A 20,122-nucleotide genomic window follows, 5' to 3' on the forward strand; every position below is an offset into this window, starting at 1 on the left:
ACATCGCTGTCGCCCTTCATTCCGTTTTCAAACTTCCGGGACGGCCTGCCTGATGGCGCTACGCTTATCAGGCCTACACAGTCCGATACCTGTCAGCCGGATAAGGCAAAACCGCCATCCGGTAATGTTATCCGGCCGGTGACGCCTCGGCGGTACCCGGCAGCGTTTCCGGCAACTGGGCGGCAAAGCCGCGCAGCCCTACCACGTGGACGTGTTCATGGTTATTCACCACTTTACGTACCAGCTTGTAGGTGGTGCCTTTTTCCGGGCTGATGTTTTCCGGCGCCGCGATGATAAGCTGCATTTCCAGTCGTTCACACAGTTCGAACAGCGTGGCGATAGAACGCGCATCCAGACGTGCGGCTTCATCGAGGAACAGGAGTCGACACGGTGACAAATCTTTACCGCGCAAACGCCGCGCTTCATCTTCCCAGCTCTGTACCACCATCACCAGAATCGACATCCCGGTACCGATCGCTTCACCGGTGGACAGCGCACCGGACTCCGCGCGCAGCCAGCCGTCGGAACCACGGTTAACCTCAACTTCCATCTCCAGATAGCTACGGTAGTCGAGCAGTTCTTCACCGATAGTCTGCGGCGTACGCTGCCCCATGTCGATCTGCGGGTTCAGGCGCTGGTACAGCTTCGCCAACGCTTCCGAGAAGGTCAGACGGTTGCTGTTGAACAGATCCTGATGCTGTTCATGCTGTTCTGACAACACATCCAGCAGCATTGAGTGGGTTTCGCGTACGTTCACATTCAGACGCACGCTGTTGACCTGGCCAAACGACACGCTCTGCAAGCCCTGGTTCAGCTGGCGAATACGGTTCTGCTCGCGCTGGATGGTTTTACGGATAATGTTCGCTACGCTGCGGGAGCTGATGGCCAGCTTCTGCTCGCGATTGGTCAGCTCTTCGGTCAGACGGCTCAGCTCAATTTCCATCTGCTCGATGGCTTCAACCGGGTCGTCGGTGCGAATAATATCCTGACGGATACGTTCGCGCAGATGCTGGTACACCGCGACGAAGAACTGAATCTTACGCTCCGGACGCTTCGGATCTTCCGACATGCGCAGCACATCGCGCAGATGTTCGTTATCCGCCACCGCCAGACGCAGCGCACCCAGCGCCTTATCCGACATCGAGCGCAGATCGTCAGCGGAGAGATAGGCCAGCTCGCGACGGTGCAAACGACGTTCGACGTTATTGTCTTTCACCAGACGCATCACCGCGCACCAGCCCGCTTTCGCGCTCACCACCTGCTCGCGCATTTCGAGGTAATCACGCTCCAGCTTGCGCAGCCTGCGGGTCAGGTTATCCATCTCCGCTTCGCAGAAGGTCAGCGCTTTTTCCAACTGGTTACGACGCGCGCGGTTGTTACTCAACTGCGCATGCAGCTCGTCACGGCGAATACGCGCGCGCTCTTCGGCACCCGCATCGGCGCGCACGCCAATGTCTTTCAGCTCTTTATACAGATCGTTGAGCAGCTCTTTCTTGGTGTCATAAGAGCTTTTCAGCGATGCCAGTACCTGGCTGTACTGACTCACCTGGGCGGCGTGGCTACGCATGGCTTCACGCGCGCGGCTACGCTCGCTTTCCGCCTGCGCCAGACGCTCACGCAGTTTTTCGTTCAGGTCGCTATTGCCGCTCAGCATTTCCGCCGAGTCGGAGTAGCCAAAGTGGGCGCGACGCTGCACGACTTCCGTCAGGGCAAACGCCTGCTGACGCGCTTCGCGCTGCACCTGCTGTGACCAGGCATAGTCTTCTTTCAGTTGTTCAAACTGCTCCGGGTCGCTCTGTAGTACAGAGACCATCGGCTCGAGCTTCGCCAGTTGGTTACCGTGCTGCTGAATAAAGCGCGCGGCTTCCTGCGCTTCATCCAGACGCTCCTGAATTTCATCCACGCGGTCGGCCAGCGTTTCATCGGCCAGCAGGCTCAGGCGCGGCAGGATGCGGTTAAGCAGCGCAACGCCCTCTTTTGCCTGTTCGTACTGCACCTGCTGCTGCTGGTTATCGCTTTCGTGGCTGCTGAGCGCACGCTCCAGCTCGTTGCGACGAGTATTCAGCTTACGAATTTCTGCTTCCGGGTCATCGTCAAACGCCACCGACAGATGACTACCGATAAAGCGGCTGAACGCCTGGTGCAGACGCTGGGTCTTCTGGACGTCAAACGACAGGGTCGCGAAACGCTCAGACAGCACTTCACGCTCGGCATGCAGGCTTTCAATGCGGCTTTCGCGCGCCGCGCGACCAAACAGCGGCAGCGACGGGAAGCGCGAGTAGCGCCACTGGCGATCGGCAATTTTCACCACCACCGCTTTTTCCAGCTCATCGACGCTGAATACGCTGTCATCAAAGGACTGCGGATCCCCCTCAATGAGATAGAGATCTTCCGGGCAATCTTCCAGCCCTTCCAGATACTCGGCGATCTGCGACAGATCCGGCACCACGATAGCGTGTCGAGACGGGCCGTACAGCGCGGAGAAGTACGGCGCATCCTCCAGGCTAACGTCGTCGTAAATTTCTGACAGCAGCACGCCGCCAAAACGTTCTGCGAGCGCGTTCAAACGTGGGTCCTCAGAACCGCCCGGCTGGCTTAAACGCTCAATTTCGTCGTCAACGGCACGCTTACGCGCCCCCACTTCGTCGCGTTCAACGATCGCTTCACGCTCACGCTCCAGCAGTTGCTGGAGATATTCGGTCACGTCCTGGCTGGACTCAAACTGTTCACCGCTCTGCTCGCACAGCTGGCTCAGGCTGTTCTGCGCCGCCAGCCATACCGGCGCACGGTGCATCAACGCGGAGATCCGCGATTGCAGCTGTTCCTGCTCCTGGCGCAGCTGCAACCGCTGCTCGCGAGCGTCGGTGACGCTGTCGCTCAGCGCAGAAATACGCGCTTCCAGCTCGTGATGCAGGTTTTCCAGATCGTCAATATCGTACTGTTTACCCTGGCGTTTACAGAAGTCAGCGAGCAGGCGCTCAGCCTCCTGCTGTTCACGCAGACGCTGTTCCAGCTCATTCAGACGGCTGCGCAGCGGCTGCGCCTGTTCTGCCAGATGGCGCTGATTCACGCCGTCGCGCAGCAGCTCTCGTGCCACGTCCCAGGCTTCATTACGCGCCAGCGGACCGTTGATGGCCGCCACCAGTTGGTAAGCTTGCTCAAACTGACTGTGCGCCGTTTCAGCCACGCTCATTTTTTGCTCGAGCGACAGCAGTTTTTCCGTCGCTTCCTGCTCTTTGGCCTGGAAGGTTTCCAGCCATTCACCGGCGCTTTCCGGCGTTAGGTCCGGCAGGTGGCACAGTTCTTTTGCTCGTTCCAGCGCCTGGAGGGCCTGGGTGTACTGAATCGCGCGCGTTTGCTGTACGTCCAGCGCCTGCTGGTAATCGGCAAGCTGGCTTTTCAGCTCATCCACTTCCAGTTCGGCGGCTTCGGCGCGGGCTTCGTTTTCTTCCTGCTTTTCGGCAGCTTCCGCGACCACTTCGTTCTGTTCTTCCAGACGAATTTGCAGCTCGTCTAAGTCCGCTTCATAGCGTTCAATTTTTTCCTGCTGACGCAGTGCGGTCTGCACCAGGTTGAGATGGTCGCTGGCAGCCTGGTGATCGGCTTCGAGATCGCCTTCCGCACCGTTGTGCTCCTGTAGCTCACGCGCCATCTCGACGTGCTTGTACTGCTCCGCGGCCAGCTGCGAGCGGGAGGTGAACAGCTCGCGGCGATACTCCAGCGCCTTATCCAGATGCACCCGGCGCTCGTTGGCGTGGCGCATATAGTCAGCGGCCACGTAGTCGGTCGCTTCCGAGATCAGGTGCTTAAACAGGTCGCGGTCAGACTGAGTAACGCGAATCGCCTCCAGCGTCATGCGGTTTTCGCGCAGCGCCGCTTCCATATCCTGGAAGGCTTTACGCACGCCGCTGTTTTCCGGCAGCAGGTAGTCACGCAGCGAGCGGGTAATGGCGCTGGAGATCCCGCCATACAGCGAGGCCTCAATCAAACGATAGAACTTGCTACGGTCGGCTGCAGAACGCAGGCGGCGCGCGACGATGCCCAAATCAAACATCAGCGCATGGTAGTCGGTGATCGAGTTGAACTGCTTGAACTGCACGCCTTCGATGGCTTCGAGCTTATCTTTCAGCTCCTGCAGCGTCAGCACGCGCGCCTGTCGCTCGTTGAGCGTCTCGGTCAGCAGTTGGGTCGGCTGGATAGAGGTCGGCAGCCCCTGAATGGCGAACGGCTTGATGTCGACTTTACGGTCGCGTCCCGCGACCTGCTGCAGACGCACGCCCACCACCACGCGCTGGTGGCGCGAGTTCATGACGTCCAGCACGGAGTAGCAGACGCCCGCCTTCAGTTTACCGTGCAGGCCTTTATCGCGTGAACCGCTGGTCGCGCCCGCTTCGGTGGTATTACGGAAGTGCAGCAGGGTTAAATCGGGGATCAGCGCCGTGACGAAGGCCGCCATGGTGGTGGATTTACCCGCCCCGTTACCGCCCGAGAGGGTGGTAACCAGTTCATCTAAATCGAAGGTACGGGCAAAGAACCCGTTCCAGTTAATCAGCGTTAGCGAACGAAATTTACCGCGTTCGATCATTACTCTTCCTCCCCGCTATCCTGCTGATGGTCATCGTTCTCGTCATTGAGCTGCAGATGATTTTCAATCGCCATGGCTTCACCGTCGCGAATCATGCGCAGCTGCGCTTCGCGCGCGTCGTCGCCGGAGCGCACGTCGGCGCCGAAGCGGAACACGGACTCGGTAATGCGAAACTTGCTGCTGTCATGGCCCATAAACCACACCATGCCCAGGCGGCGCAGGCGGTTGAGCGACGAGCGCACTTTCTCCTGCAGCTTCTGACGGTCAAGGTCAGAGCCGGTGGAACGGTTGTTAACCAGCTTCAGCAGCTTGGCTTCGTCGGCCAACGCCAGCAGCTCGTCATACAGCTCCTGCTGGGTGAAGATGCCTTCATTCGCCAGGCGCTCCGGGCTGAGGTAGAGGTAGCAAAGAATTTTGCCGACCATCATGTCCAGCTCGGACAGCACCGAACGCGGAATCAGCGTCGTCGAACGCGGGCGCAGGTAGAAAAACCCTTCGGGCGCGCGAATAAGTTCAACGTTATAGCGGGCATAAAACTCTTCCAGGTATTCCTGGAAATCCATCAAAAAGGCGTGGTTATCGAGCTCGTCCAGGCCAATGTGGCGACCGGCACGCAGCGCGCTATCCAGCGCAGGGAAAAGGGGGTTGGCCAGGGCCTGTGCCAGTTTAACCGGCATCACTTGTTCAATATTTGTCGATGACATGCGCCTGTACCTTGGCTCCGTAATCATTAATTGCCTGCCATTTGGCCGGCAGTCCGGTGAAATCTGCTTGCGCGACGCCCAAACGAACCGCCTGGTCCACCACAATACGCGCCACGTCGAAGTGCCGCGCACGCGGATACTGTACCAGGTACTCTTTCACCACCAGACCGAGGTCCAGAGGCAGCTGTTTGGTTTTATAGATAGCCAGCTGTTCTTCAATCAGCGCGGCAAGCTGTTCGCGGATTTCGTTAAATTCTTCGTACTCTAAGTCCGGCGGAAGTTCCCCGGTAACCTCTTCGTCGCGCAGCGTCATCTCTTCATCGCGCATATCCAGCAGACGATCGGCGCTGGCGTAGGTCAGGGCCCACGGCGCATCAAAGTAGGACTGCACCGACTGGCGCAGACGCTGAGCGAAGACGCGGTTTTTATCCATATCAATCGCGGTACGGATAAATTTGTGGACGTGGCGGTCGTAGCCGATCCACAGGTCGATGGCCTGCTGTCCCCAGCTGACGATGCGGTCGAGCTTGCTTTGCAGATCGAACACCAGCCGATCGACAAAATGCAAATCGTTATGGCTGAGCGTGGCATCCTGAATGCGCAGCAGGTTGGCCTGCAGCTTATCGCCCGCCGCGTCCAGCGTATCCTGCAGCTCGCGCAGGGTGCCGGAGGTTTCAGACAGCAACAGCTCACAGCTGGAGATCGCCGCGCGCCAGTCTTTATTCAGCAACTGGGCGATATCGTCTTTCACCGATTGCTGCTGTTCATCCATGATGCGTTGCGTGAGGTCGATACTGTCGAAAATCTCCGCTACCGAATATTTCAACGGCGCATAGACGTTACGGTGCCAATGGAATTCATCGCCGCCCTCTTCCGCCGCATCGGCGGCTCGCTTCAGTTCGCCGGCGACGATCGACAGCTGCATCGACAGACGCAGCGTGGAGAACTCGCGCTGACGAATATAGTAGTCGGTAATGCCAATGCCCAGCGGCGTCAGACGATAGATGGCGTTTCCTTCTGTGACTTCGCTGGTAAAGCGGTTCAGCAGACGCTGGCGAACCAGATCGTTAATCGCGTTATTCGCACGCGTACCGATGGTTTCACTGGTTTGCTCAAACGCATCACTGACGTGACGGAACGCATCCACCAGCTCGCCTTCCGTCATTTCACCTTCCAGCCGTTCACCGTTCAGCGTTGCGACGGCCAGCAAAAATGAGAGCCTATCGACGGGTAGCGAAATGGCGAAATCATTTTTTCTGGCCCAGGCAACCAGTTCGGGGACTGTCTGGGAAAATTCACTCATCGTTTATCCTTGTTTCTGTCTGCGGCTTAAGCGCGGTGACATGAATGTAGCGCCCCAGGCTGACGTAAGGTTCCTGACGGCAATAGCGCGTTTCCAGCTCGAGCAGGATGTCATAGCTGTCCTGCTGTTTATGCTTATCGCGCAAATAGTCATGAAACACCCGCACGCCGGTTTTCCCGTTAATGCGCCAGCCGATCTCTTCCAGCCAGCCGTAGACCTGCTGCGGGTCGCGCGGATAGTTCGGCGACAGCGTACGCTTTTTCTTTTTCGGCATGCCGGCAACGACGTAGTCAAAGTTGCCCGCTACCATGTTGTGCATCAACAGGCCGTTTGCATTGTAGAACATTAATGATAATGCGCCGCCCGGGCGAAGCACCGACCACAGCGTTTTTAATACCGCCTGTGGTTCAGCCACCCACTCCAGTACAGCGTGAAACAATATCAGATCAACCGGGCTTTCCAAATGCCCGGCCACGTCCTGCGCCGCGCATTGTATGAAATGCATGTTGTGGCTCACACCTTTGTCGCTGGCTGCCTGGCTTGCCCGGGCGATCATTTCAGCAGACAGATCGCACAGCGTCACATGGTGACCACGCTGCGCCATTTTGATCGCCGTCTGGCCTTCCCCGCCGCCGGCGTCCAGAATACGCAGCGGCTGCGAACCCAGGGTTGCGAGCAGCGCATCAAGATCCTGCCACAGAATAGCCTGACGCAGTTGGCCCTTAGTGGTGCCGTATATATTGCGCGAAAACTTTTCCGCAATGTCATCGAAATTGCGATCCTGCACGGGATGTCCTTACTTCGCCAGCCACAAAGGGTCTATTTTGTCACACCCACGGCGAGAATGAAGCTATCTGGTGTAATATCCCTGCATTCATGCGGTCAGATGGTTAAAAAAGGTACGCTACAGAATGCTTTTTATGCTGAAAAAGTTCATCGGCGGGATGATGCTGCCGCTGCCTCTCCTCCTTTCATTCATCGGTTTAGGAATTGTCCTGGTCTGGTTTACCCGCTTCCAGAAGCTGGGTAAAAGCGCCATTACCCTCGGCTGGCTTTTTTTACTCCTGCTAAGCCTCCAGCCGGTGGCCGACGGCTTGCTCAAGCCGATTGAAGATACGTATCCTACCTGGCGCGGCGAACAGCCGGTTCAGTATGTGGTCGTACTCGGGGGCGGGTATACGTGGAATACCGAATGGGCGCCAAGTTCAAACCTGATCAGCAACAGTCTGCCCCGCCTGGCGGAGGGCATTCGGCTGTGGCAGTCCAACCCCGGAGCGAAGCTGATCTTTACCGGGGCGCGAGCGCTGACTAACCCGGTCAGCACCGCCGAAGCGGGGGCGCGCGTCGCCGAAAGCCTCGGGGTGCCGCGCAATGCCATTATTGTCCTCGATACGCCGAAAGACACCGAAGAAGAAGCCAGCGCCGTGAAGGCCGCCATTGGCGAGGCGCCGTTCCTGCTGGTGACGTCGGCATCACACCTGCCGCGAGCCATGATTTTCTTCCAACAGGCGGGCCTTCACCCGCTGCCTGCACCGGCTAATCAGCTGGCGATCGCCTCGCCGTTGAACCCGTGGGAGCGCATGATTCCCTCACCGGTGTGGCTGATGCACAGCGACCGGGTGGGCTATGAAACGCTGGGGCGTATCTGGCAATGGCTGAAAGCCGATTCAGACAAGCCAGGGGCGCAGTGATTTCGCCGCCAAATCGACATTATCACGGCTGAATTTACCCGTATTCACCAGCCTGTCGACTTCGTCCCACAGCAGGTAGAGCCAGCGCCGCCACATAAACCCCTCGGCGACTGGCGCGCGCTGGAGATAGCGCCACAACAGCTGTTCAGCCTGCGGGCTTTCATGCAGCCGGAACAGTTCATATTCGCGCGGGGCCCATAAAATCGGCCCCGGGCCTACCATGGCTAACAGTTGGTCACTCCGCGAGTCCTTCAGCATGCTGCGCAGCGTCAGGTGGCCATGGATTAACACGCAGTTGTCGTTAAAGTCCTCAAAAAGCGTATCCAGGCATTCGCGGGTGCGGAACAGCAGCCGCTTATCCTGCATCGTCAGGCCGGTGTTCTGGTACAGATTCAGCGTCCCCCACAGCACTTCAATTCGCTGGCGATACCAGTGTGGCCAGCTGTTTTCCTGAGCGCTATCGACAAAGCCGACGCAGCCGGCGCTGTCCACGCGGTGCCAGGCCAGCAGCGCTTCGACAATTTGATCTTTGAGCGCATCCCAGCGTTGCGGGCTGCGCGTCGGTGCTTCAACGGCGACGCCGCGCAGGCGCTCTAGCAGCAGGACATCGGGTCCGGGATGTTCTTCATGGGTCATGATGCCGTAAACCACGGGCATACGTACGGTGCCCTGGCGCGCAAGAGTCGAGATTTTCCACGCCAACTGGCGCGCCACGCCGGGGGATGAAAAGCTGCGCGCCAGCAGCGGCAGCGGGTTACCTTCAGCATCATACAGCGACCACAGCGCCGTATCCGCCTGCTCATTAATGCACTCCACGCGGCTGAGCGATTCACCCAACAGATGGCTGAGTTCTACACGTAGCTGTTCCATGTCAGATTACCCCTATGAAAGCCATTGCTTTCATAATGAGCATATGAAGGGTGAATTTCACCAGACAAGATCAAAATTGCAACAGAAAGAGAGGAAATACCCGACGGGAGGCGCCCCCTTGTGGCAAGGGGGCGGCAGGACTACTTCAGTTCGGCGCGAACGCGGGCCAGATCTTCCGGCGTATCAACGCCTGTCCCCGGCACTTCTTTGGCGACGGCAACGTGGATTTTTTCTCCGTACCACAACACGCGCAGCTGCTCGAGCATCTCAATGTGCTCCAGCGGGCTTGGCGCCCAGTTGACATAGCGGCGAATAAACCCGGCGCGGTAGCCATAGATACCAATGTGGCGCAGCAGGGTGCCACCAATCTCGTCGCGACTTTTGGCGAAGCGATCGCGGTCCCACGGGATGGTCGCACGGGAGAAATAAAGCGCATAGCCGTCTTTGTCCATCACCACTTTCACCGCATTCGGGTTAAAGGCTTCTTCCGCATCGTGAATCGGTACCGCCAGCGTCGCCATGCCGGAATGGCTGGCAGCGAGGTTTTCAGCCACCTGACGAATAATGACCGCCGGGATCATCGGCTCATCGCCCTGCACGTTGACGATCACCGTGTCGTCGCTGAAACCACACTTCTCTACCACTTCCGCCAGGCGTTCGGTACCAGACTGGTGATCGGCGCGGGTCATGCAGACTTCCCCGCCCGCCGCTTCAACGGCTTTTGCAACGTCGGGATGGTCGGTGGCGACAATGATACGCTCGGCACCGGATTCGCGCGCGCGCTCCAGCACGTGCACAATCATCGGTTTGCCGTTGATGTCCTGCAGCGGTTTGCCCGGCAGGCGCGTAGAAGCAAAGCGCGCCGGAATAATCACAACGAAACTCATGGTCGGTTCTCTTCTGCAGCTAAAACGCGGGCTTCGTTTTCCAGCAATACGGGGATACCGTCACGCAGGGGAAACGCCAGATTATCAATTTTGCAAATCAGTTCTTGCTTGTCCTGGCTATAGTAGAGTTTGCCGTTGCAAACCGGGCAGGCAATAATTTCAAGTAGACGGTGATCCATGATTCCTCCTGATGGGCCGTATCGAAAACCAGTGCAGCATATCATAGAGCGCTACCGGTCGGCGTCAATCTCCCAACCGTCGCGTTGATTGAGAAAGAGTTTCTCCGCTACCGCGCCAAGTTTAACCCGCGTCGCGCCCTGCCAGCGGGCAAAATCGTTGATGGCCTGCGTCAGGCCTTTTTCCAGATGTTGGCTGACCCGCACGCCCGCCTCCAGATAGAGGGCGAAAATCTCCAGCACGCCGTCGCTGCGGTGCATTTTGCTGTCCATGCGGCCGACAATCTCACCGCGATGCAGCAGCGGCAGGACAAAATAACCGTACTGACGCTTCGGCGCAGGCGTGTAGCACTCCAGGCGGTAGGTGAAGTTGAAAAACTGTTCGGCGCGTTTTCGATCCCAGACCACCGGGTCGAAGGGCGACAGTACCGCACTGTGCGTCGCCGTCAGCTTACCCTCCGCCGCACGCTCCAGCGCGGGCTGAAGGCTGCGATGTACCCACATCTCACCGAGCTGTTCAACCTCTACCGGTACCACCTGCGCCAGCGCCTGCCACTGCGCCAGCAGCGCGTGGAGATCTGGCTGCCGTAGCCGGTAATAATCCGCCAGCCACTGAGGGCGGAAAATACCCAGGCTGCGGGCGCTGTTTTCCAGCATCGCCGCCTCGGCCTGCGATTGCGTGAGCGCATCACGGCGATCGTCCCACTGCGGCATCACCCGTTGCGTCAGATCGTAAACCCGATGAAAGTTGCGGCGTTCAACCACCATCACTTCGCCAGCGGTAAACAGCCCTTCCAGGTGGCGCTTATGCGGCTTCCACTCCCATCAGCCGCTCTGCCCTTTACGCGGATGCGCAAAGTCGGCGGAGCGTACCGGCCCGTTTTCAGCAATATGCGCCTTCAGAGCAATAATCTCGTCGGCGTGCTCATCCATCCAGCTTTGATGGTACTTCCAGCCCATCTTATGCGGCGCAAGCATACGATGGCGAACCAGCGGAAAATCGCTGCGCGGCAGGAAACAGGCCTCGTGGGCCCAGTATTCCATAAGCTCGCCGCGGGCAAGCGCATCATCAAGCCATGCGGAAGGGTAAGCGCCAAGACGGCTGAAGAGCACCAGATAGGGGCTGCGGGCGACCACGTTAATGGTATCGATTTGCAGCAGCGACATTTGCTGGATGGTACGAAGGATATCCGCCGCTTGAGGCTGGCGGCGCGGACGGTTCAGAAGCCCCTGCGCCGCCAGGTGAAGATGACGCGCGGCGCGAAGGGTTAACTGCAGCTGTGTCATGCTTTTCCCCTGCTATCGCCGACGCCTATTAACGCCGTGCGAGGGTAATCAAATCCTGTAGCAGCGTCTGCGCACGATCGCCGGAAAGCACGGCATCGACCGGCAGATACCACCAGTTCTCCTGCGCAAAACGGCGGCATTTTACCGCGTCTTTTTCGGTCATGATCAGCGTCTGCCCAGGTGCCACCAGCGCTTGAACGTCGGCTGCACTCAGCGCCTGATGGTCGGCCAGCGCCACCGTGCGCACCGGCTTCAGGCCGCCGTCGTTAAGGGTGGCAAAAAAGCGCGGCGGATGCCCAATACCGGCCATTGCGACGACGTTGTTCAACGCGGCAACCGGCCGGCGCTCGCCGGTCAGCAGATTGACTGCCTCACCAGGACGTAGCGTCATCGGGATCTCGCCCGCCAGCGCTTCGCCGCCGTTAACGATCCGCGCATCTACACTCTCAAGACGCGAGGCTCGTTCACGCATGGGCCCGGCCGGCAACCACCAGCCGTTGCCGAATCGGCGTATGCCGTCGATCACCACGATCTCTTTATCACGGGCCAGACGGTAATGCTGCAGCCCGTCATCGGTGACGATCATCTGGAGATCGTGAGCCGCCAGCAGCGCTTTGACGGCATCCACTCTTACCGGCGAAACCGCTACGGGCGCACCGGTACGTTGATAAATCAGCACCGGTTCATCCCCGGCCTGCGCGGTCGTGGTATCCGCGTTTAGCAGCAGCGGGTAACGCTCCGCTTTACCACCGTAGCCACGGGAAACCACGCCAACGCGAACGCCCTGACGCTGAAGCTGCTCCACCAGCCAGATGACCACCGGTGTTTTACCGTTGCCACCTGCCGTCAGGTTACCCACCACGACGACCGGACACGGCGCACGCCAGGACTTTTTCAGCCCCAGTTGATAACACAGGCGGATGATGCCGCTCACCAGACCATATAGCCAGGAGAGCGGCAGCAGCAGCCGCCAGAGCGGCGATTCACCGGACCAGATTCTGGCTATCATTCGCCAAACTGCATTTTATGCAGCTGAGCATAGACGCCGCGCTGTTCAAGCAGATCGCTATGGCTGCCGCGTTCAACAATCCGGCCGTCTTCCACCACAATGATTTCATCAGCCTGTTCAATTGTCGACAGACGGTGCGCAATCACCAGCGAAGTCCGGTTTTTCTGCAGTTCATCCAGCGCCGCCTGAATCGCACGTTCCGATTCGGTATCCAGCGCCGAGGTGGCCTCATCAAGAATCAGGATTGGGCTATTACGCAGCAGCGCGCGCGCAATCGCGATACGCTGACGCTGGCCGCCGGAAAGCAGCACGCCGTTTTCACCGATGACCGTATCAAGGCCGTTATCCATTTTGTTGATAAAGTCCATCGCGTAGGCCATCCGCGCCGCTTCTTCAACCTGCTCACGGCTGAACTCGTCGGTACGCGCATAGGCGATGTTATTCGCCACCGTGTCGTTAAACAGATGCACGCTCTGCGAAACCAGCGCTACCTGATTACGCAGCGAAGAAAGCTTGTACTCACGCAGGTCATGACCATCGAGCAGAACTTCACCTTCATCGATATCATAAAAACGGGTCAGCAGGCTGGCGATGGTTGATTTACCTGAACCAGAACGCCCTACCAGCGCCACCGTTTTTCCCTGCGGGATCGACAGGTTGATATTTTGAAGCGCCGGCGTTTCACGGCCAGGATAGGTGAAGGTCACGTTACGGAACTCAACGCTGCCTTTGGCACGGTCTACTTCGAGCTTACCTTCATCTTTTTCCTGCTCGCTATCCAGAATAGCGAACAGCGTCTGACAGGCCGCCATCCCGCGCTGGAACTGCGCGTTGACGTTGGTTAACGATTTCAGCGGGCGCATCAGCGCAATCATGGAGGAAAAGACGACCGTGATCGTACCGGCAGTCAGGGTTTCCATCACGCTTGGGAAGCTCGCGGCATACAGCACAAACGCCAGCGCCAGAGAGGCAATCAGCTGGATAATCGGGTCAGAGATAGACGATGCCGAGACCAGCTTCATCCCCTGCAAACGCATCTTGTTGCTGACCTTATCAAAACGCTTGGTTTCCACTTCCTGGCCGCCGAACATCAGCACTTCTTTATGCCCTTTCAGCATCTGCTCAGCGCTGGTGGTCACCTGCCCCATGGTGTTCTGCATATTTTTACTGATGCTACGGAAGCGCTTGGACACCACGCGGATCGCCATCGACACGATAGGTGCCAGCACGATGAGGATGACCGACAGCTGCCAGCTGTAGTAGAACATCATGATGAACAGGCCAATGATCGAAGCCCCTTCACGCACCACGGTAATCAAGGCACTAGAGGAAGAGGATGCCACCTGCTCAGAGTCATAGGTGATACGCGACAGCAGGGTCCCGGTGGACTGCTTGTCAAAGAAGGAAACCGGCATGCCCATCATATGGCTGAACAGCCGACGGCGCATGGTCATCACGACCTTGCCAGAAACCCAGGAAATACAATAGCTAGAGATATAGCTTGTAATACCACGTAGGATCATCAAGCCAATAACGACCAGCGGCATCCAAAGCAGCACTGAGCGGTCTGTTTTGCCAAAACCATCATCCAGTAACGGTTTAAGAAGCGATAGCATAAAGGTATCGCTGGCTGCGTTAAGGATTAACGCGACGCCCGCCACGATCAGCCCTGCTTTAAACGGCGCAATAGTTGGCCAGAGTCGGCGGAAGGTCTGCCACGTGGAGAGATCTTTGTCGTTCTGCATTCAAAAAACCAGCTTATGTTGAAATAGCCGCATATTCTACCCGTTATCGAGAGACTCGCCAAACCACTGATGATACCAACGAGGTAAAAGTTGATCTCGTAAGCCTTCAATCTGCCAGCCTTTCGCGTCAAAAGTGACCGTTATCTGGCCCTGGTGCGGCGTGTCAAACCAACCGTAATGCCGCTGCAGATAGCGGGCCTTTACCTTCGCAGAAGGCAGGCGCCACGCGTTATAGCGGGATGCCGAAGCCAGCGCAGCAGCACCACCGACCCGCTGAATCAGCGAGATACCGGAAGACGTCGAGCTGCCGTGATGAGGAACCTGGATAATTGTAGACGCAAATGGCTGCCAGAAATGGCTCATCATGGCCATTTCTGCCGGTAATTCAATATCTCCGGTCAGCAGAAAACTGTTTTTACCGTCATCAACCCTAACCACACAGGAACCATTATTGCCTTTCTGTACTTTACCAGGCAGCGGCCAAAGCGCACGAAAGGTTAACCCCTGCCAGCGCCAGGCCTGGCCGCGTGCACAGGGTTGATGGCCGGACCACGCGAGCGGGCTTCTGACCCATGCCTTCGGCCAGTTTTGCTGGAGCGTTCGCAGGCCACCGCGGTGATCTAAGTGATCGTGACTCAGAATAATGCCCTGTGGCGTCAGCCCGTGCCAACGAAGCCATGGCGCAATCAGCTGAGCCCCGCTGTCGCCGCCAGGCCACGCCAGCCCGGTGTCATAGAGCAGCGCTTTGTCGCCGCGTGAAACGACCATTGCCAGCCCCTGCCCGACATCCAGCATCGTCACCTGCCACTGGTCCGGCGGCGTTTTTCGCCAGAGTGGAAACGTCAGCAGCACGCTTAGCGACATCCACAATGCCGGAAAACGCCGCCAGCCGTGGAGCCGCCAGAGCAACAGCGCCCCCCACGGTAATAACGACGCCCCCAGCCATGCTCGCCCAATGTACCACCATCCCTCGGGCAACAGCCGCAGGTAGCCAAACACCAGCGCCATCACCCTGTCGGCGCAATACCAAATCAGCGTCTCCAGCACCACCGGACCACACAGATGCAGAAACATCGCCAGCAGAATCAAGGGCACGGCAATGAAGGTAACCACCGGCACCGCCAGCAGATTTGCCAGCAGCGAAGTGGTACTGATGCCGTGGAACAGCAGAATTTGTAGCGGCGTCAGCAGGAGCATCAGCCCTAGCTGTAAATGCATCAGCTGCGCCAGTGGACGCAGCAGGCGCGGATAATGCCATTCCGGCAGCGGTACCCACCGGTACCAGAACAAGAGTGTACCAACGGCAAATGCTGATAGCCACAGACTGTCGGAAAGCACCGCCAGCGGGTCTACAAACAGGATAGCCGCCAGGCAACAGAGCCACACCTCCCAACCAGCCCACTGCCTGCCGCTTAGCCGCAGTAAACACCAGACGGCCGCAGCAACGATCGTTCTCTGGGCGGGCGGCTGCATGCCCGTCAACATGGCGTAAGCCAGCCCGCTTGCCAGCGAGGCCAGCAGCGGTAGCCGCCAGTTAATCAGCCATGCCGGTAGAAAAAACTGTATGCCGCGTACCAGCAGCCAGCCCAGCGAAGCGCCGAGCGCAATATGCAGGCCGGATATCGCCATCAGATGCGAAGTACCGGTTTGCTGCATCAGCGTTTTAATCTCTGGCGAGACCGAGAGCCGTTCACCCATCCCCAGCGCCAGCAGCACGTCACGCCAGGGGTATGCTGCTAGCGTGGTTTTTAGCGATGCCAGATAGCGCGCTCGCAGGCCGCAACTGAGCGCTAACGGTTCAGCGCTAATGATTCGCCCGGTCAGCGCACGGTGCTGGGAGAGCGCATAGCGCTGGGCATCAAACCCGCCGTCATTGAGTTGACCATGCACTGCACGGGCGCGAATCGTCATCTTCCAGCGCTGGCCCACGCATGGCGGCTGTGGCAGGTAGCTGCCGTAGAGCGCAATCCGAATGCCCGGCATCAAGCGCTGCCCTTCCAGACGGGTGAGCGTGCCCTGATGCACCGTCTGCCCGTCCGTTTGCGTGAGCGTCAGCTCAACCTGCCGGTTTTTACCCGGCAGCATCTGCGCAGATAGCTGAAGCTGCCAGGCCGCCAGCGCCCCCCAGCAGAACAGTAGCCCCACCAGAGCAATGCGGCGCCCTGCCCGGCCGCAAACGCCGAGCGCGGTGAGCCCAACAGCAGCGATCTTAATATATTCGAGCGAGGGTAAGACAGGCAGTACGGCCAGCGGTAATATTCCGGCCAGCACGTAGCAGGCCAGCAGTGGCAAGCGCATCGATACCTCCTTGTTGCAAGGAGTATCGCGCGCGACAACGTCTACGCCATGATTAGAAAAGTCAGTTTGCGTGGCGGCTCGCAGCATGAATTCGCTGCGTACAGGCATTGAGAAAACGTTGGAAGGACGATTCCACAATCGGCGTGCAGAAATGAAAAAAGCACCCGTAGGTGCTTTTCTCTCAATCAAGTTTAGCGCAAGCTAGCGCCAGAAACTCAATCGTAAATGTTGGCGCGATCGCGCAGTTCTTTGCCCGGCTTGAAGTGCGGCACGTATTTGCCTTCCAGTTCCACTTTGTCGCCAGTCTTCGGGTTACGCCCGGTACGTGGTGCTCGATAGTGCAGAGAGAAGCTGCCGAAACCGCGGATTTCAATGCGCTCACCCTGTGCCAGGGTCGAGGCCATATGCTCCAGCATTTCTTTTACCGCATCTTCCACTGCTTTTGCAGGGATATGGGATTGCTGGCTGGCAAGTCTTTCAATCAATTCTGACTTGGTCATGATTCCTCCGGTTTCCTTTTAAGGAAAATTAGCTAACAGCTTATTAAACAAGGGCGGCCGTAGCCGCCCTTTGTGCTAGATTACAGGCCGAAACCTGCAATCTGTCAAGTAAACTCATCACAATTCAGGTTGTTAAACCCAAATGCGTAAGATTACTCGCCTTTAGCTGCTTTGAATGCTTCAGCCATAGCGTTGGAGAAGTTGCCGTCTTCCTGTTTGTTGTTAACAGTAGCGATTGCATCTTTCTCGTCAGCTTCGTCTTTCGCACGAACAGACAGGCTAATTGCGCGGTTTTTGCGATCAACGCCGGTGAATTTAGCTTCAACGTCGTCGCCAACGCTCAGAACCAGAGTTGCATCTTCAACGCGGTCACGGGAAGCTTCAGAAGCGCGCAGGTAACCTTCAACGCCGTCAGCCAGTTCTACGGTTGCGCCTTTCGCGTCAACTGCAGTCACTTTACCGTTAACGATAGCGCCTTTCTTGTTCAGAGCAACCCAGTTGTTGAACGGATCTTCTGCGAGCTGTTTAACGCCCAGGGAGATACGTTCACGTTCTGCGTCAACCTGCAGAACAACTGCAGCGATTTCGTCGCCTTTTTTGTATTCACGAACTGCTTCTTCGCCTGCAACGTTCCAGGAGATGTCAGACAGGTGAACCAGGCCGTCGATGCCGCCGTCCAGGCCGATGAAGATACCGAAGTCAGTGATAGACTTGATTTTACCTTCAACGCGGTCGCCCTTGTTGTGGGTTTCTGCGAACTGCTGCCATGGGTTAGATTTGCACTGCTTCAGACCCAGGGAGATACGACGACGTTCTTCGTCGATATCCAGAACCATAACTTCCACTACGTCGCCAACGTTAACAACTTTGGACGGGTGGATGTTTTTGTTGGTCCAATCCATTTCGGAAACGTGAACCAGGCCTTCAACGCCTTCTTCGATTTCAACGAAGCAGCCGTAGTCGGTCAGGTTGGTCACACGACCGGTCAGTTTGGTACCTTCCGGATAACGCTTAGCGATAGCTACCCATGGATCTTCGCCCAGCTGTTTCAGGCCCAGAGATACACGAGTACGCTCGCGGTCGAATTTCAGCACTTTAACGTTGATTTCGTCACCAACGTTCACGATTTCGCTCGGATGCTTAACGCGTTTCCATGCCATATCAGTGATGTGCAGCAGGCCGTCAACGCCGCCCAGATCAACGAATGCACCGTAGTCAGTGAGGTTCTTAACGATACCTTTAACTTCCATGCCTTCCTGCAGGTTTTCCAGCAGCTGATCGCGCTCTGCGCTGTTTTCGGATTCGATAACGGCACGACGAGAAACAACAACGTTGTTACGCTTCTGGTCCAGCTTGATTACTTTGAACTCAAGCTCTTTGCCTTCCAGGTGCAGAGTATCACGCACCGGACGAACGTCTACCAGGGAACCCGGCAGGAACGCACGAATACCGTTCAGCTCAACAGTGAAGCCACCTTTAACTTTGCCGTTGATAACACCAACTACAGTTTCAGCGTCTTCGTAAGCTTTTTCCAGCGTGATCCAAGCTTCGTGACGTTTAGCTTTCTCACGGGACAGCAGGGTTTCACCGAAGCCGTCTTCTACTGCATCCAGAGCAACGTCAACTTCGTCACCAACCTGGATTTCCAGCTCGCCCTGGGCGTTTTTGAACTGCTCTGCCGGAATGGCGGACTCAGATTTCAGACCGGCGTCAACCAGTACTACGTCTTTGTCGATAGCAACAACAACACCACGAACGATGGAACCCGGGCGGGTTTCGATTTCTTTTAAGGATTCTTCAAACAGTTGAGCAAAAGATTCAGTCATGTTTAATCTTCAGGTTAAGTATTAACGTCCACCTGACACCTTGTCGGATGGGGTTGTTTCACATACCCGCTGTCAGTCCATTGCAACGGGGGTACTGCAAATTCGGTCGCGTTTTACGCGATTGCCAATTTCTGGCGCGCATAGTTTAACGCTTTTTCAATTACTTGCTCAATGCTTAAGGTGGTGGAATCCAACACTAAAGCATCGGCGGCAGGAACCAGCGGCGCAACAGCACGATTACGATCGCGATCGTCACGCTCCTTTATCTCTGCCAAAAGGCGCTCAAAGTTAACACTAAAGCCCTTTTCCTGCAACTGTAGCATGCGACGCTGCGCACGTTCTTCCGATGACGCGTCGAGGAAGATTTTGACCGGCGCATCCGGGAACACCACCGTGCCCATATCGCGGCCGTCGGCAATCAGGCCCGGCGCTTCGCGGAAAGCCCGCTGACGGCGCAGCAGCGCTTCACGCACGCGCGGGAACGCAGCGACCTGCGAAGCGGCATTGGCCACTTCCTGGGTGCGGATTTCACCGCTGACGTCTTCCCCTTCAAGGATCACCTCCAGCGCGCCGTCGGTAGAGACAAAACGTACGTCCAGATGGGCCGCCAGCGGGACCAGGGCATCTTCTGAGTTCACATCAACATGGTGATGCAAAGCCGCAAGCGCCAGCACGCGATAGATCGCGCCAGAGTCCAGCAAATGCCATTGCAGCGCTTCGGCCATCGCTTTGCACAGCGTGCCTTTACCCGCGCCGCTTGGACCATCAATGGTAATTACCGGGGCAATTGCCGTCATTTTTCTCTCCTTAATAAAAGGCATACACAACGTAAACGCCGCGCATTATACGCATCTCTGCGCCAGACGGTTACTTTTGTCTGCGAATGACAGAATGAGACGCGCTCACTGCAGGAGAATAAATAAGTATAGTGGGCCGGCAAAGCGCCGACCCGAAAATGATGATGATTTACTTTTTATCCGCCGCAACGGTCGCATAGGCGGTTTGCATCGCTTTACGCGAGTGGCCCAGCACGCCCTCGACTTCATTGTCGTTCATCAAGTCCATCAGACCGCTGTAGACACGCACGCAGCCGTTAGCCATTGCCCATGCGTTAACGTCAGCGGTCTTCACATGAATCATCCATTGATTGATTAGTATTAAATATCAATAAGTTATTTCACAACAAAGAGTAGCACTGCATCGCAAGGGCAAAAAAGTCCGAAAAAAAACGCCGACATCAA

At 57.2% G+C, this 20,122-nt stretch carries 14 protein-coding genes and 2 pseudogenes; 1 reads left to right on the plus strand and 15 read right to left on the minus strand.

Annotated elements, in window-relative coordinates:
- Positions 1-127: 127 nt before the first annotated feature.
- From mukB to cmoM, 4 genes are read right to left on the minus strand one after another with little or no spacing between them, the layout of a single operon-like run.
- A complete protein-coding gene (gene mukB / locus H7R56_RS15675) occupies positions 128-4,585 on the minus strand; it encodes a chromosome partition protein MukB (RefSeq protein WP_106928815.1) in 4,458 nt (1,485 codons plus the stop codon).
- Positions 4,585-5,289: a chromosome partition protein MukE gene (mukE, locus tag H7R56_RS15680; protein ID WP_106928817.1), complete on the minus strand. Its 705-nt coding sequence runs from the start codon at positions 5,287-5,289 to the stop codon at positions 4,585-4,587. Before mukE ends, mukB begins: the two co-directional genes overlap by 1 nt.
- Complete coding sequence (gene mukF, locus H7R56_RS15685; RefSeq protein WP_106928818.1) at positions 5,270-6,592, minus strand: chromosome partition protein MukF; 1,323 nt, start codon at positions 6,590-6,592, stop codon at positions 5,270-5,272. Before mukF ends, mukE begins: the two co-directional genes overlap by 20 nt.
- On the minus strand, positions 6,585-7,379 hold the full coding sequence (gene cmoM / locus H7R56_RS15690; protein ID WP_106928820.1) for a tRNA uridine 5-oxyacetic acid(34) methyltransferase CmoM: 795 nt from the start codon (positions 7,377-7,379) through the stop codon (positions 6,585-6,587). The genes mukF and cmoM overlap by 8 nt, the downstream gene beginning before the upstream one ends.
- Before the next feature lie 124 nt (positions 7,380-7,503).
- Between cmoM and elyC the strand changes: the two genes are divergently transcribed.
- Positions 7,504-8,283, plus strand: coding sequence for an envelope biogenesis factor ElyC (elyC, locus tag H7R56_RS15695; protein WP_106928821.1), 780 nt, complete (start codon positions 7,504-7,506; stop codon positions 8,281-8,283).
- Here the strand turns inward: elyC and H7R56_RS15700 are convergent.
- From H7R56_RS15700 to H7R56_RS15750, 11 genes and pseudogenes are all read right to left on the minus strand, one after another.
- A complete protein-coding gene (locus H7R56_RS15700) occupies positions 8,260-9,153 on the minus strand; it encodes a YcbJ family phosphotransferase (protein ID WP_106928823.1) in 894 nt (297 codons plus the stop codon). The two genes, elyC and H7R56_RS15700, sit on opposite strands and share 24 nt — an antisense overlap.
- Before the next feature lie 140 nt (positions 9,154-9,293).
- The gene (gene kdsB, locus H7R56_RS15705; protein ID WP_182928300.1) at positions 9,294-10,040 is read right to left on the minus strand and encodes a 3-deoxy-manno-octulosonate cytidylyltransferase; all 747 of its coding nucleotides are present in this window, start codon (positions 10,038-10,040) and stop codon (positions 9,294-9,296) included.
- Positions 10,037-10,219, minus strand: coding sequence for a protein YcaR (ycaR, locus tag H7R56_RS15710; RefSeq protein ID WP_106928826.1), 183 nt, complete (start codon positions 10,217-10,219; stop codon positions 10,037-10,039). Before ycaR ends, kdsB begins: the two co-directional genes overlap by 4 nt.
- 51 nt (positions 10,220-10,270) lie before the next feature.
- A pseudogene (locus H7R56_RS15715) lies at positions 10,271-11,503 on the minus strand (winged helix-turn-helix domain-containing protein).
- 28 nt (positions 11,504-11,531) lie between these two features.
- Entirely contained in the window at positions 11,532-12,512 is a 981-nt protein-coding gene (gene lpxK, locus H7R56_RS15720) for a tetraacyldisaccharide 4'-kinase (protein WP_106928830.1), read from the minus strand.
- Positions 12,509-14,257, minus strand: coding sequence for a lipid A ABC transporter ATP-binding protein/permease MsbA (gene msbA, locus H7R56_RS15725; protein ID WP_106928832.1), 1,749 nt, complete (start codon positions 14,255-14,257; stop codon positions 12,509-12,511). Before msbA ends, lpxK begins: the two co-directional genes overlap by 4 nt.
- Before the next feature lie 36 nt (positions 14,258-14,293).
- Complete coding sequence (locus tag H7R56_RS15730) at positions 14,294-16,555, minus strand: ComEC family protein (RefSeq protein WP_106928833.1); 2,262 nt, start codon at positions 16,553-16,555, stop codon at positions 14,294-14,296.
- A gap of 215 nt (positions 16,556-16,770) precedes the next feature.
- Positions 16,771-17,055 (minus strand): integration host factor subunit beta, encoded by a 285-nt coding sequence (ihfB, locus tag H7R56_RS15735; protein WP_015965094.1) that lies wholly within the window; start codon positions 17,053-17,055, stop codon positions 16,771-16,773.
- 152 nt (positions 17,056-17,207) lie between these two features.
- Positions 17,208-18,881 (minus strand): 30S ribosomal protein S1, encoded by a 1,674-nt coding sequence (rpsA, locus tag H7R56_RS15740; RefSeq protein WP_106928835.1) that lies wholly within the window; start codon positions 18,879-18,881, stop codon positions 17,208-17,210.
- 113 nt (positions 18,882-18,994) lie between these two features.
- Complete coding sequence (cmk, locus tag H7R56_RS15745) at positions 18,995-19,678, minus strand: (d)CMP kinase (protein WP_106928836.1); 684 nt, start codon at positions 19,676-19,678, stop codon at positions 18,995-18,997.
- A gap of 181 nt (positions 19,679-19,859) precedes the next feature.
- Positions 19,860-20,006, minus strand: a pseudogene (locus H7R56_RS15750) (M48 family metalloprotease); the annotation flags it as partial.
- Positions 20,007-20,122 lie beyond the last annotated feature (116 nt).

This window comes from Klebsiella sp. WP3-W18-ESBL-02 (genome assembly GCF_014168815.1).
Taxonomy (GTDB): Bacteria; Pseudomonadota; Gammaproteobacteria; order Enterobacterales; family Enterobacteriaceae; genus Kluyvera; species Kluyvera ascorbata_B.

Coding starts and splice junctions, on each gene's coding strand:
- rpsA (WP_106928835.1), bottom strand. CDS start 18,881: ATGACTGAATCTTTTGCTCAACTGTTTGAAGAATCCTTAAAAGAAATC.
- ycaR (WP_106928826.1), bottom strand. CDS start 10,219: ATGGATCACCGTCTACTTGAAATTATTGCCTGCCCGGTTTGCAACGGC.
- kdsB (WP_182928300.1), bottom strand. CDS start 10,040: ATGAGTTTCGTTGTGATTATTCCGGCGCGCTTTGCTTCTACGCGCCTG.
- ihfB (WP_015965094.1), bottom strand. CDS start 17,055: ATGACCAAGTCAGAATTGATTGAAAGACTTGCCAGCCAGCAATCCCAT.
- mukF (WP_106928818.1), bottom strand. CDS start 6,592: ATGAGTGAATTTTCCCAGACAGTCCCCGAACTGGTTGCCTGGGCCAGA.
- mukB (WP_106928815.1), bottom strand. CDS start 4,585: ATGATCGAACGCGGTAAATTTCGTTCGCTAACGCTGATTAACTGGAAC.
- cmk (WP_106928836.1), bottom strand. CDS start 19,678: ATGACGGCAATTGCCCCGGTAATTACCATTGATGGTCCAAGCGGCGCG.
- elyC (WP_106928821.1), top strand. CDS start 7,504: ATGCTTTTTATGCTGAAAAAGTTCATCGGCGGGATGATGCTGCCGCTG.
- lpxK (WP_106928830.1), bottom strand. CDS start 12,512: ATGATAGCCAGAATCTGGTCCGGTGAATCGCCGCTCTGGCGGCTGCTG.
- mukE (WP_106928817.1), bottom strand. CDS start 5,289: ATGTCATCGACAAATATTGAACAAGTGATGCCGGTTAAACTGGCACAG.
- H7R56_RS15730 (WP_106928833.1), bottom strand. CDS start 16,555: ATGCGCTTGCCACTGCTGGCCTGCTACGTGCTGGCCGGAATATTACCG.
- msbA (WP_106928832.1), bottom strand. CDS start 14,257: ATGCAGAACGACAAAGATCTCTCCACGTGGCAGACCTTCCGCCGACTC.
- H7R56_RS15700 (WP_106928823.1), bottom strand. CDS start 9,153: ATGGAACAGCTACGTGTAGAACTCAGCCATCTGTTGGGTGAATCGCTC.